This window comes from Nocardia sp. NPDC002869 (genome assembly GCF_046764065.1).
Taxonomy (GTDB): domain Bacteria; phylum Actinomycetota; class Actinomycetes; order Mycobacteriales; family Mycobacteriaceae; genus Nocardia; species Nocardia rhamnosiphila.
Window position 1 is genome coordinate 1 of the sequence record NZ_JBKOOL010000132.1, and the last position, 16,117, is coordinate 16,117.

13 protein-coding genes are annotated in these 16,117 nt (G+C 68.1%); 6 read left to right on the plus strand and 7 right to left on the minus strand.

The genetic code is table 11. The features are described 5' to 3' along the window. Positions 1-292 (minus strand): translation initiation factor IF-3 (gene infC, locus ACLML9_RS21400; RefSeq protein ID WP_411947211.1); only part of this gene is annotated, 292 nt, incomplete at its 3' end. A gap of 336 nt (positions 293-628) precedes the next feature. Between infC and ACLML9_RS21405 the strand changes: the two genes are divergently transcribed. Together ACLML9_RS21405 and ACLML9_RS21410 are read left to right on the plus strand one after the other, a co-directional pair. Then, a complete protein-coding gene (locus tag ACLML9_RS21405) occupies positions 629-1,156 on the plus strand; it encodes a DinB family protein (protein ID WP_411947200.1) in 528 nt (175 codons plus the stop codon). Between the two features lie 30 nt (positions 1,157-1,186). Continuing rightward, a complete protein-coding gene (locus ACLML9_RS21410; protein ID WP_411947201.1) occupies positions 1,187-1,528 on the plus strand; it encodes a DUF1844 domain-containing protein in 342 nt (113 codons plus the stop codon). 57 nt (positions 1,529-1,585) lie between these two features. Here the strand turns inward: ACLML9_RS21410 and uvrA are convergent, their stop codons facing one another. Both uvrA and ACLML9_RS21420 read right to left on the minus strand, forming a co-directional pair. Then, on the minus strand, positions 1,586-4,618 hold the full coding sequence (uvrA, locus tag ACLML9_RS21415; protein WP_411947202.1) for an excinuclease ABC subunit UvrA: 3,033 nt from the start codon (positions 4,616-4,618) through the stop codon (positions 1,586-1,588). A 382-nt stretch (positions 4,619-5,000) separates the two neighbouring features. Continuing rightward, complete coding sequence (locus ACLML9_RS21420) at positions 5,001-6,143, minus strand: beta-ketoacyl synthase N-terminal-like domain-containing protein (protein ID WP_411947203.1); 1,143 nt, start codon at positions 6,141-6,143, stop codon at positions 5,001-5,003. A 185-nt stretch (positions 6,144-6,328) separates the two neighbouring features. On the opposite strand from ACLML9_RS21420, the gene ACLML9_RS21425 reads away from it, so the two are divergent. After that, a complete protein-coding gene (locus ACLML9_RS21425) occupies positions 6,329-7,660 on the plus strand; it encodes a diguanylate cyclase domain-containing protein (protein ID WP_411947204.1) in 1,332 nt (443 codons plus the stop codon). 174 nt (positions 7,661-7,834) lie between these two features. Then, positions 7,835-10,117: a HelD family protein gene (locus ACLML9_RS21430; protein ID WP_411947212.1), complete on the plus strand. Its 2,283-nt coding sequence runs from the start codon at positions 7,835-7,837 to the stop codon at positions 10,115-10,117. Positions 10,118-10,189: 72 nt separating this feature from the next. Here ACLML9_RS21430 and ACLML9_RS21435 read toward each other — a convergent pair whose 3' ends face one another. The 3 genes from ACLML9_RS21435 to ACLML9_RS21445 all read right to left on the minus strand — a co-directional run bounded on the left by ACLML9_RS21435 (position 10,190) and on the right by ACLML9_RS21445 (position 12,322). Then, positions 10,190-10,642 carry a universal stress protein gene (locus ACLML9_RS21435; RefSeq protein WP_411947205.1) on the minus strand — a complete coding sequence of 151 codons (453 nt, stop codon included), beginning with the start codon at positions 10,640-10,642 and terminating at the stop codon, positions 10,190-10,192. A gap of 332 nt (positions 10,643-10,974) precedes the next feature. Then, on the minus strand, positions 10,975-11,388 hold the full coding sequence (locus ACLML9_RS21440) for a DoxX family protein (RefSeq protein ID WP_411947206.1): 414 nt from the start codon (positions 11,386-11,388) through the stop codon (positions 10,975-10,977). A 55-nt stretch (positions 11,389-11,443) separates the two neighbouring features. After that, positions 11,444-12,322, minus strand: coding sequence for a DUF6597 domain-containing transcriptional factor (locus tag ACLML9_RS21445; protein WP_411947207.1), 879 nt, complete (start codon positions 12,320-12,322; stop codon positions 11,444-11,446). 406 nt (positions 12,323-12,728) lie between these two features. Here ACLML9_RS21445 and ACLML9_RS21450 point away from each other — a divergent pair, with 406 nt between their 5' ends. Next, the gene (locus tag ACLML9_RS21450; protein ID WP_411947208.1) at positions 12,729-13,199 is read left to right on the plus strand and encodes a VOC family protein; all 471 of its coding nucleotides are present in this window, start codon (positions 12,729-12,731) and stop codon (positions 13,197-13,199) included. A gap of 29 nt (positions 13,200-13,228) precedes the next feature. Here the strand turns inward: ACLML9_RS21450 and uvrB are convergent, their stop codons facing one another. Further along, on the minus strand, positions 13,229-15,421 hold the full coding sequence (gene uvrB, locus ACLML9_RS21455) for an excinuclease ABC subunit UvrB (protein ID WP_411947209.1): 2,193 nt from the start codon (positions 15,419-15,421) through the stop codon (positions 13,229-13,231). A 135-nt stretch (positions 15,422-15,556) separates the two neighbouring features. Between uvrB and ACLML9_RS21460 the strand changes: the two genes are divergently transcribed. Further along, positions 15,557-16,081, plus strand: coding sequence for a DUF402 domain-containing protein (locus ACLML9_RS21460; protein WP_411947210.1), 525 nt, complete (start codon positions 15,557-15,559; stop codon positions 16,079-16,081). Positions 16,082-16,117: the final 36 nt, after the last annotated feature.

Here is a 16,117-nt window from a genome sequence, read left to right on the forward strand (position 1 = left end):
TCTGGACCTGGTTCTTCCGGGACTCGCGCGCCTTCTGCGCGGTCTCGTACTTGAACTTGCCGTAATCCATGATCTTGCAGACCGGCGGACGTGCGTCCGGCGCGACCTCTACGAGGTCGAGGTCTGCTTCCAGGGCGACGCGTAGTGCATCTTCAACACGCACGATCCCAACCTGTTCACCGCCGGGTCCGATGAGCCGGACCTCGGGAACACGGATGCGATCGTTGATGCGGGTCTCAGTGCTGATGGGGCCTCCTAGGTCTAGCGGTGTCGTCCGACGACCGCTCGCAATGAACCCCTTGTTCAACACGAAGGCCCCGGTGCGGTATTTCACCGCCACGAGGCCCGATGTCGACCGGTCCACGCAGGTCGTACACACCTGCGCCGCGATCACGCCGGAGCGGTATCGCGAACCCGCCCGGAAGGGGCGGGCGACCGGACCGTTCGACCAGGCGATCACTCGCCGGCAACGGTGGGAGTCGGGCTCCACTTGTCTGCCCCGGACAGGACCGGGACGGTCGTCGCCGAAAAGTCTAACAGCCGGGGATCCGATCCGGCGAATCGCGCCCCTGGGGCCCCGCCGTAAACCGCTTGTCCCGCCGCCGGCGCCGTGCCAGGCTCGACGCCCATGAGCAGCCGACGAGACCTGCTGCGCTGGCAATTCGACCTGGTCTGGTCGCTGTCCCAGCTGCATTTCGAGGCCCTGACCGACGACGATACGCACTGGACGCCCGCCGCGGTGAGCTGGACGGTGCACCGCGGTGCCGACGGCCGCTGGCGCCCGGACTTCGCGGAAACCGAACCCGACCCCGTACCGGTGCCGACCATCGGCTGGCTCACCTGGCATATCGACTGGTGGTGGAGTTCGGCCATCGCGCACGCCGAGGGCAGGCCGGTACCCGAGCGCACCGAGGTGTACTGGGCGGGCGATATCGCCGCGGCCCTCGCCCGGCTGCACACCCTGCGCGAGCAATGGCTCGTGGTGCTCGACCGCGCCGGCGAGGCGGAGCTCGATGCCGCCACCTCCTACCCCTGGCCCGCGGAGGCCGGACTGACCGTCGGGCATCTGGCCGCATGGGTCGATGCCGAACTGATGAAGAACGTGACCGAGATCGGCCAGCTGCGCATGCTGCGCGCCGCCGGACCGGTGCGCTGACCCCCGCCGGCGGTTCTCTAGCCTGGGATCATGACCGAACAGCCCGAAGGCGATGTGCGCGAACTGGCCGAAATCCCCGCCGTGGAGGTGATCAGCCGGGCCGCCGTGATGCTGATGAGCTCGGCGGCGGAAAAACTCGGGCTCGGCGACGACGATCCGGACAACAGCCCACGCCGCGATATGGACGAAGCCCGGCGGGTGATCACCGCGCTGGCCGGACTCATCACCGCCTCGGTGGAATACCTCGGACCGCATGCGGGACCGTTGCGGGAGGGGCTGCAGTCGCTGCAGAAGGCATTCCGGGAGAGTTCGTCCGTACCCGACGCACCCGGCGCCGGCCCGGGTGAGAAGTACACCGGCCCCGTCTACTGATCTCCACGGGCGCTCCGGACCCGCCCGGCACCGAACCGGACGGGCCCGACTCCACCCTCAGCGCAGGGCAGCAGCCTTGCGGGCGAGACGTTTCGCCTTCTGCGGGTCCGGTGCCGCCGCGGCGGCTTCCGCTTGGCCGGCGGTCTTCTTCTTCGCCGGTGCCGCGGCCCTGCGGGCTGCCGGGGCAGCCTTCTTCGCCACGCCCTTACCGGGGGCCGCGGGCGCCGGCGCGACCGGCTCGGCCAGGATTTCCTTCAGGAACTGGCCGGTGTAGCTGCCGGCGTTCGCCGCGATGTCCTCGGGTGTCCCGTCACCGACCACCGTGCCGCCGCCCGAACCGCCCTCGGGACCCATATCGATCACCCAATCCGCGGTCTTGATCACGTCGAGGTTGTGTTCGATGACGATCACCGTGTTGCCCTTGTCCACCAGGCCGTTGATCACCGCGAGCAGTTTGCGGATGTCCTCGAAGTGCAGGCCGGTGGTGGGTTCGTCGAGAATGTAGACCGTCCGCCCGTTGGAGCGTTTCTGCAGTTCGGCGGCCAGTTTCACACGCTGCGCCTCACCACCGGACAGCGTCGTCGCGCTCTGCCCGAGCCGGACATAACCCAGCCCCACATCGACCAGGGTCGACAGGTAGCGGTGGATGGAGGTGACCGGTTCGAAGAACTCGGCGGCCTCCTCGATGGGCATATCGAGGACCTCGGCAATGGTCTTGCCCTTGTAGTGCACCTCGAGGGTTTCCCGGTTGTAGCGGGCGCCGTGGCAGACCTCGCACGGCACATACACATCCGGCAGGAAGTTCATCTCGATCTTGAGCGTGCCGTCGCCGGAGCAGGCTTCGCAGCGGCCGCCCTTGACATTGAACGAGAACCGGCCCGGCTGGTATCCGCGCACCTTGGCCTCGGTGGTGGAGGCGAACAGGCTGCGGATCTTGTCGAACACCCCGGTGTAGGTGGCCGGATTGGACCGCGGCGTACGCCCGATGGGCGACTGGTCCACCCGCACCAGCTTGTCCAGCTGATCGAGACCGTTGACCCGGGTGTGCCGACCCGGCACCTGCCGGGCGCCGTTCAGCTTGTTGGCCATCACGGTCGCCAGGATGTCGTTGACCAGGGTGGACTTACCGGACCCGGAAACACCGGTGACCGCGGTGAGCACGCCCAGCGGGAACGCCACATCGATATTCCGCAGATTGTTCTCGGTCGCCCCGACCACGGTGACCCGCCGCTTCTTGTTCACCGGGCGCCGCACCGGCGGGATCTCGATCCGTTCCCGCCCCGACAGATAGGCCCCGGTCAGCGAGTTCTCGTCGGTGAGCAGGTCGGCGTAGGTGCCGCTGTGCACCACCCGGCCGCCGTGTTCACCGGCGAGCGGACCGATATCGACCACCCAGTCCGAGGCCCGGATGGTGTCCTCGTCGTGCTCGACCACGATCAGGGTGTTGCCGAGGTTCTTCAACCGGGTCAGCGTCTCGATGAGCCGCCGGTTGTCGCGCTGATGCAGGCCGATCGACGGCTCGTCCAGCACGTAGAGCACCCCGACCAGACCCGACCCGATCTGGGTCGCCAGCCGGATGCGCTGCGCCTCACCGCCGGAGAGGGTGGCCGCGGCCCGGGACAGCGTCAGATAGTCCAGGCCGACGTCGAGCAGGAAGCCCAGCCGCGCCTGCACCTCCTTGAGCACCTGCCCGGCAATGGCCGCCTGCCGTTCGCCCAGGGTCAGCGCGTTCAGGAACTGTGAGCAGTCGCGGATGGACAGTTCGCTGACCTCGGCGATCGACTTCCGCTCCGAATCCGCCGTGAGGGTGACCGCCAGGATCTCCGGCCGCAATCGCGCCCCGTTGCAGACCGGGCACGGCACATCGCGCATATAGCCCTCGTAGTGCTCCTTCATCTGCTCGGACTCGGTGGAGTCCAGCCGCCGCTGCAGGAACGGCATGACCCCTTCGAAATCGGCATAGTAGGAGCGTTTCCGGCCGTAGCGGTTGGTGTAGACGATGTGAACCTGGTCGGAACTGCCCTCGAGGACCGCCTTGCGCGCCCGCGGCGGCAGATCCCGCCAGGGGGTGTCCAGGTCGAACCCCTGCGCCGCCGCCAGCCCGGACAGCAGCCGCAGGAAGTATTCGGCGCTCTGCCCGCGCGACCACGGCGCGATGGCCCCGTCGGCCAGGCTCAGCTCCGGATCGGGCACCACCAGTTCCGGATCGACCTCCTTGCGGATACCCAGACCGGTGCAGTCGGGGCAGGCGCCGTAGGGCGAGTTGAAGGAGAACGAACGCGGTTCGAGGTCCTCGATATCGAGGGGATGGCCGTTGGGGCAGGCCAGTTTCTCGGAGAAACGGCGCTCCCGGTCGTGTGCGTGCTCGTCCCGATCCACGAAATCGAGCACCACGATGCCGTCGGCGAGACGCAGCGCCGTTTCGATGGAATCGGTGAGCCGCTGTTTGGCGGTCGGTTTCACGGCGAGGCGGTCCACCACCACCTCGACATCGTGCTTCTCCTGCTTCTTGAGCTTCGGCGGATCGGTGAGCGGATACACCACCCCGTCCACCCGGACCCGGGCGTAGCCCTGCGCGTGCAGCTGGTCGAAGAGATCGACGAACTCGCCCTTACGGGTGCGCACCACCGGCGCCAGCACCTGGAACCGGACACCCGGTTCCATGGCCAGGACCTGGTCGACGATCTGCTGCGGGGTCTGTTTGGCGATCAGCTCCGAGCACACCGGGCAGTGCGGGACACCGGCGCGGGCGTAGAGCAGCCGCAGATAGTCGTGGACCTCGGTGATGGTGCCGACCGTGGACCGGGGGTTGCGGTTGGTGGATTTCTGGTCGATCGAGACGGCCGGTGAGAGGCCCTCGATGAAGTCCACATCGGGTTTGTCCATCTGGCCGAGGAACTGCCGGGCGTAGGCCGACAACGATTCCACGTAGCGGCGCTGCCCCTCCGCGAAGATCGTGTCGAACGCCAGGCTGGATTTACCCGACCCGGACAAACCGGTGAAGACGATAAGACTGTCGCGGGGCAGATCGAGGTCGACCCCCTTCAGGTTGTGCTCCCGCGCTCCGCGCACAGTCAGGCGTTCCGCCACCGGGTCGGTCCCTTCTCGTCATCGTTCGTCGTCGCTGGTGCCGCCGCGCCCGTCGCACCGTGTGGGTCACACCGTGGCCGCGACAGCGCGGATACCGGCCCGGTCCACCCGGCCGGTATCCGCGGCTCGGGCCACAGGGCGGGCCCGCGGTGATGGTAGGACCGACCACCGACAAGTTTCGCCGGACGGCCGGTCCCGGGCGGTCACGGGGTGTGACCCGACTGCCGCGCCTACCCTCGTCGGGGGGCGCCCCGGCAAGATCTCGGGGCGGGCGCCGGCAACCGGCGGCACGCGCCGGCCGGACGGGCTCACCAGTACAGAGTAGGCCAACCCGGGGTGTCCAGGGGGCGTGGCACCGGCCACTCCCACCCCGGTCCGGCCGTCAGACGGCCGGACCCAGGATGACCGTGGAGTTGTTCCCGCCCATCCCGAGCGACAGCTTCGCGGTCAGCGCCGGACCCGCCGGGACCGACCCGCTCAGCAGCCGTGGATGCGCCGGCGCCACCGCGGGCGGCGCCGGAATGATGCCGCGCTCGTATCCCAGTGCCGCGGCCGCGAGCTCCACGGCCCCCGACGCGGACTGGCAATGCCCGGCCAGCGGCTTCATCGAGTACACCGCGGGCCGGTCGTCGAACACGCGGGCGAGCAGATCGCGTTCGGCCCGGTCGCACTGGGCGGTCCCCGTACCGTGCGCGTTCAGGTAACCGATATCGGCCGCGCCGACACCGGCGTCGAACAGCGCGCCCCGCACGCAGTCCACGATCCGGTCGTGACTCGGTTCCACCGAGACCACATGGTGCGCTTCGCTGTTCATCGCTCCGCCGAGAATCCGGGCGTACGCCCGGCCCGATCCGCGACTCAGGACGAACCCCACCGCCGCTTCCCCCACACTGAATCCCCGGCTGCCCTCCTGGAACGGCCGGCAGCCCTGCAGCGATTCCACATCGACCACCGCGGCGCCGAGTTTCGCGAATTGCCGCACCAGTTCCGGGGTGCCCGACAGGTCCGAGGCCACGCACACCACATCGTCCGCCAGGCCGGCGGCCAGCCACAGCCGTGCCTGCAGTAGCGCGACATTGGCCGAACTGCACGCGGCCGACACTCCCATCACCGGGCCGGTGAACCCGAACGCCTGGGTCACCACCGAGGCCGGGGTGGACGGCAACAGCCGCAGGAAGTCCCGGCCGCGGAACCCGGCGCCGGCGGGACCGGAGAAGTCCCGCTGGTGCCGGACGTCGCCGAGCACGGCCGCGTGCACCAGGCCGACTCGCGGGCCGGGTTCCCAGCCGCGGGCCCGGGCATCGGCAACCGCCTCGCCGACCGCCGCGAACACCGCGCGCCCGTACCGGGTGCCGTAGGCGGGATCGCCGCCCTCGGGCACCAGCGCGGCCCAGCCCCCGGTCGCGGGGTCGATTCCGTAGCCGGGTTCGAATCGGGCCGCGGAGCGACCGCTCAGGATTCCCTCCCAGAATGTCTCTCGCCCCCATCCGTATCCGGTGACCGCACCGATCCCGATGATCGACATAAGATCGATGCTGAATCCGGTCCCCGCCATGACAATCTCCTCGCCGGTCCCCGCCCTCGGCACCGCCGGGAACACATCTTGGCGTGATCAATCCAGATCACGTCCACTATGTCCGATTTTATGCGTGTGGATACCGGAGTAGAGCCGTGTTTGAATGTCCGGGTCCGCCGACGATGGGGGTTGGTATGGGAGAGCGCAGGGCGTCCGCCGCCGAGCAACTCGCGCATCGGTACCGCTCCCTGGTCGAGCACTCCCCCGACGGCATCTGTGTGCACGAACGCGGCATCGTCGTCTACGCCAATCCGGCGGCCCTGCGGATCATGGGCGCCAAGAACCTGGCCGAGGTCCTCGGGCAGCACATCGCCCGTTTCGTGCACTCCGATTTCCGCCAGCCCATGTACGAGCGCATCGCCGGTCTGACCGCGACGGGTAACGCGTCCGAACCCACCGAGATGGTGTTACTGGCACTGGACGGGCGCGAGGTTCCGGTGGAGACCGTCTCGGTGCTCACCGCCTGGCACGATCGCCTCGCCTACCAGGTGGTGATCCACGATCTGACGGCCCAGAAAGCGGCCGAACGCGCCCAGCGGCGGGCCGAGCAGCACTTCACCACGGTGGTCTCGCAACTCGAGGAAGGGGTGGCGGTCATCTACCGGGACGGCACCATCGCCTCGGCGAACCCCGCCGCCCGCCGGATCTTCGGAATCGACGACCGGATACCGCTGGTGGGCTCCAATATCACCACGCTTCCCTTGGAACTGCTGGACTCGAATGGTCAATCGATGCCCAAGGAGCGGCATCCGGTGGCGCGCACCCTCACCACCGGCGAAACGGTCACCGCGTACGTGTTCGCGGTCGTCCGCCCCGACGGCCAGCGCCGCTGGCTGGCGGTGTCGAGCCGGCTGCTGAATCCCGACGAACAGGGCACGGCCGCGGTGTGCTCGTTCGCCGATATCACCGAATATCTCGCCAGCCGCCGGCAGCTCGAATATCAGGCCACCCACGATCCGCTCACCGGGCTGGCCAACCGGTCGCTGATCCTGTCGCAGCTGTCCGGAGCGCTCGCGGCCAGCGGTACACACCGGGTGTCCACGGTGATGTTCATCGACCTCGACGGCTTCAAATCGATCAACGACACCATGGGACACGCCATCGGCGACACGGTGCTGCGGATCGTCGCGCACCGGCTACAGCGCGCGCTGCGCAGCGAGGATCTGGTGGGCCGGCTCGGCGGGGACGAGTTCCTGGTCCTGCTGGCCGGGCGACCGGGCGACGAGGAGCTCGAACCGCTGGTCCGGCGATTGCGGGCCGCCATGGCCGAACCGATCGTCGCGCGGGGACACCGGATCGCGGTGAACGCGTCCATCGGGGTGACCACCTTGGCACCCGGCGATACGCGCACCCCGGAAGGGGTCCTGCACGATGCCGACGTGGCCATGTACAAGGCCAAATCGCCGAGCCGGCGCGAGGGCACGCGCGGGCGCGGAATGCGCGGCGACAACTCGCACGTCTCGTGATCGCGCCGGTGTGACCTGCGCGAACAACATCCGATACGAACCCGCAGTAGACTCGACAACTCTGTGCACGCCATCCCGCCGTGCCCCGCCGAGCCCGTCCCGCCGTGGGTGAGAAGGAGTCAGAACTTGCCCGACAACCGCACCGAGGAACGCCCCACCGAACCGGCTCCCGACGTGGCGCCTCCGGATACGGCGACGCGGGACCTCGACCACGAACAGGCGTACCTGTCGGTGCTGTACGAGCGGCTCGACGGAATGCGTGCCTACGCCGACAATCGGCTGCGCACCGTGCTGCTGGAAACCGGGGGGACCCCGCAGGCCCGTACCGAACGGGAGTCGTTCACCCAGCTCTACACCGAGGACCTGGCCAAATACGACGCCGCCGAGCACGGCCTGTGTTTCGGCCGCATCGATCTCACCACCGCCGACGACGATCCGGAACAGCGCTATATCGGCCGGCTGGGCATCCTCGACGAGGACAACGACTACGAACCCCTGCTGCTCGATTGGCGGGCCCCGCTGGCGCGGCCGTTCTACCTGGCCACCACCGCGGCGCCGGACGGAGTGCGGCGGCGTCGCCACATCCGCTCCCGTAACCGCCGGGTGACCGCGGTCAACGACGAATACCTCGATCTCGAGGCCGCGCACCGGGCGGGGGTCACGACCTCCGACGGCGGCGTCGGCAGCGAGAGCGCCCTGCTGGCCGCGCTGAATGCCGCCCGCACCGGCCAGATGGCCGACATCGTGGAGACGATCCAGAGCGAACAGGACGCGATCATCCGCGCCGAGCACAAGAGTGTGCTCGTCGTGCAGGGTGGGCCGGGCACCGGTAAGACCGCGGTCGCCCTGCACCGTGCCGCCTATCTCCTGTACACCTATCGCCAGCAGCTGGCCAAGAGCGGTGTACTCATCATCGGCCCCAACGCCACCTTCCTGGACTACATCGGTCAGGTGCTGCCGTCGCTCGGTGAGACCGGGGTCCTGCTGTCCACCATCGGCGATCTGTACCCGGGTGTGAAGGCCACGCTCACCGACTCTCTGCGCGCCGGAGAGCTGAAGGGCTCGACGAGTGTGCTGGATATCCTGAAGAACGCCGTACGCGATCGCCAGCAGGTGCCGGGTGAACCGATCACCCTGAGCTTCGACGGATACCCGGTGACCCTGGACCGCAAGATCGTCACCCGGGCCCGCGGCCGGGCCCGCTCCTCGCGGCGCCCGCACAACCTGGCGCGGCCCATCTTCGCGTCGATGGTGATCGAGGCGCTCACCGACCAGCTCGCGCAGACCATGGGCGCCGACCCGGCCGGCAACGGCCGCAGCCTGCTCAGTGCGGCGGATCTGTCCGAGATCAGCGACGAGTTGCGCGCCGACCCGAAGGTCCAGCGCGTGCTGGCCGGATTATGGCCGATGCTCACTCCACAGCAGGTGCTGGGCGATCTGTTCGCCGACCCGGACCGGCTGGAGCGCGCCGCCGGTAAGGTGCTCGAGCCGGCCGACCGGGCCGAACTGCTGCGCACCGGTACCGGCGAATTCAGTGCCGCCGACGCCCCGCTGCTGGACGAACTCGCCGAACTGCTGGGCACCGACGACGCCGAGGAACGCGAACGCGCCCGGCGGCGCTGGCGCGCCCAGCTCGCCGAGGCACAGGACGCCCTGGACATCCTGACCGGATCGGCCCCGCAGGATCTCGAGGACGAACTCGATCCGGAGATCCTGATGGCCTACGACCTCATCGACGCGAGCCAGCTGGCCGAGCGCCAGCAGGTGCGCAACCGCCAGACCACCGCCGAACGTGCCGCGGGCGATCGCACCTGGACCTACGGGCATGTGATCGTGGACGAAGCGCAGGAACTGTCGGAGATGGCCTGGCGCATGGTGATGCGCCGGATCCCGAACCGATGGATCACCGTGGTCGGCGATATCGCGCAGACCGGTGATCCGGCGGGCGCGAGTGCCTGGGCGGACATGCTGGAACCGTATGTGGCCACACGGTGGAAACTCACCGAGCTCACCGTCAACTACCGGACCCCGTCGGAGATCATGGCGGTGGCGGCGGATGTACTGGCCGCGATCGACCCCACCGCCGAGGTGCCGCGTTCGGTCCGCGATTCGGGCGTGCCGCCGCGGGCGCACCGGGTCCCGGCGGCGCATCTGTCGGCGAACCTTTCCGGTCTGCTCGCCGAGGAGCAGGGCCCCGGCACCGCCGCGGTACTGACACCGGCCGCCCTGGTGGACGAATTATCCGGGCTGGCAAGCGAATTCGTGCGCGTGCTGACGGTGACCGAAGCGAAGGGCCTGGAGTTCGACGGGGTGTACCTGGTGGAGCCCGGTGCGGTGATCGCCGAATCACCGCGCGGTCGCAACGATCTGTACGTCGCGATCACCCGCGCCACCCAACGGCTCACCGTGGTGCACAGCGGCGATCTCCCACCGGAACTGCGCCGCCTGGCCGAGTGAGGCCGCCGGAACGCGGCCGCCCCGCCCGGAAGCCGAGTTCCGGGGCGGGGCGGGTGGTCCGCGACCGCGGTATCAGCGCACGGTGTGCACGATCAGCACATCGGACTTCGATTTACGCGCCACGTCGGAGGGCACGGAGCCCAGCAGCCGACCGGCCAGGGTGTTCAGGCCGCGGTTACCGACCACGAGCAGATCGGCCTGGGTTTCCTTGACCAGGTCGAGCAGGGAGTCGACCGGTTCGCCGACAATGGCTTTCTCGACGATCTCCTTGGCCCCGGCGGCAGTGGCCTTGTCACGCGCGGTGCGCAGGATCTCGTTGGTGGGCGCCGAACCACGAACCTGGTACGCCTCGTCCTTGAGCATATCGCTCGCGGCGGCGACGTCACGGTCATCGGTCGGGTAATAGGCGCAGGCCACGATCAACGTCGAGCCCGCGGCTCCGGCCAGTGACGCGGCCTTTTCCACGGCGACGTACGACGAGTCCGAGCCGTCGGTACCGACGACAATGGTCCGGTAGGCGGTCATTCTCTCCTCCAACTGTGCGGGGTACAAACGCGGCTGCACCGGTTGCTCGTGGAATGTCGGGCGACGACGCAGCGACTGCGTAGACCATAACCGGAACACCGGACCGGATATCCGGATTCGTTGTACATCACAGACGCCTTCTACGGCGGTGGCGTTTCACATTTCGTCCCCGACGAACGACGAATGCCGCGTCTACCTGGCACTTCTCCCACCGGCACGGGTAAACCTGTGAGGGGTCACAAGGAATGCGAACGCCCTTGGCGCCGTAGGACTTTCCTCACAGTGCCGGTGCTCACCGCATACGGCGGGCACCGGCACCATTTCGGGCGCGATCAGAAGGAGAACAGCGGACCGGTAATCGTCAGGCCCAATTCCCCGGTGTGCGCGAAAAACGCGAACAACATCAGGCAGGCGCCGGCGAGCGCGAGGTCCTTGTTGAACTGGATCGTCTCCGCCTGGGTCGCCTCGGCCTCGGTTTCCTTCCAGAAGGCGTGCATCATGATCATGGTGGGAACCAGCATGATCAGCAACAGCAGGGCGCCCGCATCGGCCCAGATCCCGAACAGGATGCTGATACTGCCCAGCAGCATGAGGAGCCCGGACCCCCGTACCGCCAGTTCCGGCACGGGTACCCCCTTGGCCCGCGCGTACCCCGCCATGGCCTTGGTCTGGGTGAAATGCCCCAGCGCCGAACTCAGGAACAGAATGACGAACATCACGCGGCCGATCAACACCACGACATCCATGTACAGCTCCTCATCTGTCGCCGACGGTACCGCTTCGCCTGTGAGGCGTCTCCGATTATGAGGCCGGCATGACCTTGGAGGTCACCTCATCGCGCGAGCGTAACGAATTCTTGGCATATTCGAGGGGAGCCATTCCGACTTCGGCCGTGAACTCACGGGTGAAATGCGCCTGATCGAAATAACCGAGTTCGGCCGCCAGGGCCGCCAGATCCGCGATACGACCGCGGGCCAGTAGATCGGCTCCGTCCTGCAATCGATATCGCCGCAGCACCCATTTCGGTCCCGCACCGATATAGCGGCTGAACAGCCGCTGCAGCGTGCGCACCGGTACCCCGAATCGCTCGGTGACCTGATCGACCCGGGTCAGATCGGGATCGCCGGCCATCGCGGCGGCGATCGTCAGGACGAGCCGGTAGTTGGGGTCGTCCCGGCGCGCGCGGGTGTGGAGATATTCCTCCACCAGGCGGCGTCGGCCGGGGTCGCCCGGTTCGGCGAGTACCCGGTCGACGAGGTCGCCGGTATCGGGCAGCACCTCGTCCAGCGGTACCGCGCGATCCCGGAACGCACCGACATCGAGCCCGGTGAACGCCCCGAACCCGCCGGGCCGGAACCGGACGCCGAAGGTCTCCCCCCGGCCGATCAGTTCGCGCACGTACTTCCTGGTGCAGACACCGTTGACGAACCCGCCGCGGCGGTCGCCGTCGCGTTCGAAGCTGATGTGTACGCAGGGATACGGCAGGACCTCGGCGTGGTAGGGCGCCCGGCCGCGCACATCCCAGCGCACCGACCAGTACCAGTCCACGTAATCCGATACCGCGCCGCCCGCCGGCAGGCGGTTCAGCGTGCGGTACCGCTCCTGCTCGTGCGGATGCAGGATCGCCTTGCGGTCACCGGCCGCGGGCACGTCGGTCGCCGGTATCCGCGCGTCAGCCACGGCCGCGGCCTTCCGCGCGCGGGCCGGTCCGTCCCGGCACCGGTCTGCGGCAGACGGGAGACGTCAACAGTCCGGACGCGAACAGACGCCCATGCCCAGGCCCGACAGTGCCGGTCCTGGGCACCCGGGGCGAGCAGCGGCCGGAACCCACGGCGATCGGGCACGGAGGTACCGAGCGCGGCGGGCACTCGCACGGGCGCGCCACCGAATGCCGGGCGCCCGGGCGCGGGTTCCCACACGCTTGCCCGATCCAGCGGCGCGACCCGGCACGGGCGGCCGGGGACGGCGGGTGATCGCCACCCACCGGACGGCGCAGCCCGGCTGTGCGGGCGGGCCCGAGCCGAACCGCAGTGAGCTGTCGCTTTCTTACAAGAATCCGCGGCCCCGGCGCGGCAGAGTCATGGGCATGAGCGAAACAGTCGATCCCATCCCCGCGGGCTACCACTCCATCACCGTGTTCATCGCGGTCCCCGACGGCAATGCCGCCATCGACTTCTATACCGCGGTGTTCGGCGCCGAAGTGATCTCGCGCAACGATATGCCCGACGGGCAACCCGCCCACGCCGAACTGAAGATCGGCGATTCCACCATCCAGCTGGGGCTCCCGGTACCGGACCAGAATGTGCTGGCACCCAGCGGCGACTGGGTACACACCTCGCTGGTCCACTACTGCCCCGACGTCGACGCGGTGATCGCCCGCGCCCGCGAGCACGGCGCCCGGGTGGCCGAGGACCCGGCCACCTTCGTCACCGGCGACCGGTACGGCGCCATGAAGGACCCCTTCGGCCATCGCTGGGTCGTGATGACCCGGGTGGAAGACGTCTCCCGCGAGGAGGCCGAGCGTCGCGTGAACGAATGGATGGCCACGCAGGCCTGAACCCGGGAGCCGGCGCGGTCCGGATCCGGTCACTGCAATCCGGCCGCATCCATACCGCGCAGCTCCTTCTTCAGGTCGGCGATTTCATCGCGCAGCCGGCCCGCGAGCTCGAACTGCAGCTCGCGGGCCGCGTTCATCATCTGATCGGTGAGTTCGGCGACCAGGTCGGCCAGCTCGGCGCGCGGCATGGACTTGATATCGCGCCCCTCGATGATGCCCGCGCTCACCGCGCGGCCGGGTTCGCCCTGGGCCCGCCGGCCGCGGCTGGCGTTACGGCCGGAACCGCCGACCTCCACCTCGTCGCCGGCCTCGGAATAGACCTGGTCGAGGATATCGGCGATCTTCTTGCGCAGCGGCTGCGGATCGATGCCCATTTCCGCGTTGTAGGCGAGCTGTTTGGCGCGCCGGCGCTCGGTCTCGTCGATGGCGTCGCGCATCGAATCGGTGATCTTGTCCGCGTACATGTGTACCTCGCCGGACACATTGCGGGCGGCCCGGCCGATTGTCTGGATCAAGCTCTTCGTACTGCGCAGGAAGCCTTCCTTGTCGGCGTCCAGGATCGCGACCAGCGATACCTCGGGCAGGTCCAGGCCCTCGCGGAGCAGGTTGATCCCGACCAGCACGTCGTACTCACCCAGCCGTAGCTGCCGCAGCAACTCGACCCGGCGCAGGGTATCGATCTCGGAGTGCAGATAACGCACCCGGACGCCGAGACCGAGCAGATAATCGGTCAGATCCTCGGCCATTTTCTTGGTGAGCGTGGTGACCAGGACCCGCTCGTCGCGCTCGGTCCGCAACCGGATCTCGTGCAGCAGGTCGTCGATCTGCCCCCTGGTGGGTTTCACCTCGACCTTCGGATCGACCAGGCCGGTGGGACGGATGACCTGCTCCACCACCTCACCGCCGGTGCGGCCGAGCTCGTAGTCGCCGGGGGTGGCCGACAGGTACACCGCCTGCCCGATCCGTTCGGCGAATTCCTCCCAGGTGAGCGGGCGGTTGTCCACCGCCGAAGGCAGCCGGAAACCGTATTCGACGAGGTTGCGCTTCCGCGACATATCCCCCTCGTACATCCCGCCGATCTGCGGCACGGTCACATGGGATTCGTCGATCACCAGCAGGAAATCGTCCGGGAAATAGTCCAGCAGGGTGGCCGGCGCCGAACCGGCGGGCCGGCCGTCGATATGACGCGAATAGTTCTCGATACCGGAGCAGAAGCCGACCTGCCGGATCATTTCGAGGTCGTACTGGGTACGCATCCGCAACCGCTGCGCCTCGAGCAGTTTGCCCTTGCGTTCGAGCTCGGCGAGGCGTTCCTCGAGTTCGGCCTCGATAGCGACGACGGCCCGTTCCATCCGCTCGGGCCCCGCCACATAATGTGTGGCCGGGAAGATACGCACCGTATCCACCTTGCGCACGACATCCCCGGTGAGCGGGTGCAGATAGTAGAGTTCCTCGATCTCGTCACCGAAGAATTCGATCCGGACCGCGAGTTCCTCGTAGGAGGGAATGATCTCGACGGTATCGCCGCGCACCCGGAACGAGCCCCGCGTGAACGACATATCGTTGCGCGTGTACTGGACATCCACCAGCATCCGCAGGAATGCGTCGCGGTCGACCTCGGAGCCGACCTCGAGCAGGACGGAGCGGTCCAGATAGGACTGTGGCGTGCCCAGACCGTAGATACAGGACACCGACGCGACCACCACCACATCCCGGCGCGACAGCAACGCGGAGGTCGCCGAATGGCGCAGACGCTCCACATCGTCGTTGATCGAGCTGTCCTTCTCGATATAGGTATCGGTCTGCGCGATATACGCCTCGGGTTGGTAATAGTCGTAATAGGAGACGAAATACTCCACCGCATTGTGCGGGAACATTTCGCGCAGTTCGTTGGCGAGCTGCGCCGCCAGCGTCTTGTTCGGAGCCATCACCAGTGTCGGCCGCTGCAGCCGTTCGATGAGCCACGCCGTGGTCGCCGACTTACCGGTACCGGTGGCACCGAGCAGCACCACATCGGGCTCCCCCGCGGTGATCCGGCGCTCCAGTTCCTCGATCGCGGCGGGCTGATCACCGGCCGGCCGATGCGGGCTGACCACCTCGAACCGCCCGCCGGTGCGTTCGATCTCACCGACCGGGCGGAAATCCGATCGGGCCAGCGGAGTCTCTCCGTCGGCCTCGGTCCCGCTGACGCCGGCCGCACGGAGTTCGGTTGCGAATGCCATACCCCAAGACTAAGCGCGGACACCGACAGAATCCCGCCCGCGACCTGTGCCGGAGCCCACGTCCTGCGGCCGGGCCCGTGGGACGAGCGGCGGCCCCTACTCGCCCGGACCGCCCGGTGGGTAGATTCAGCAGCTGTGACACAGGCACCGAGCGTGGAGGTCCACCGGCCGAAGGTGGAGTACTTCGATATCGCGGAACTGACGAACACCGATCCGAAGGGTTTCGTCCGCGATGTGGAGCGCTACCACCTCGAGCCCTGGGGGCTCTACATGGCGCGGACCGCCGATCACCCGCAATTCCACTACATCGAGTCGTGGCTGCTCCCCGAATTGAACCTGCGCGCGACGGTGTTCCATTTCAATCCGGCCCATCGGCGCGATCAGGACTATTACCTCGATATCGGCGAATTCGGCGAGGTCGGGCCGAAGAAATGGCGCTCGGTGGACCATTATCTCGACCTGGTGGTCCGCACGGGACGGGAGACCGAACTCCTGGACGTCGACGAACTCCTGGCCGCACACACCGTGGGCCTGCTGGATGCCCGCGCCGCGGAGCGAGCGGTGGCCACGGCCACCCGGGCCATCGACGGTATCGCCGCCCACGGCCACGACTTCCTGGGCTGGACGGCCTCGCTGGATATGCCGCTCACCTGGCTGTAACCCGCCGGCCGGCACGGCGCGGCGGGAACCGGCCCG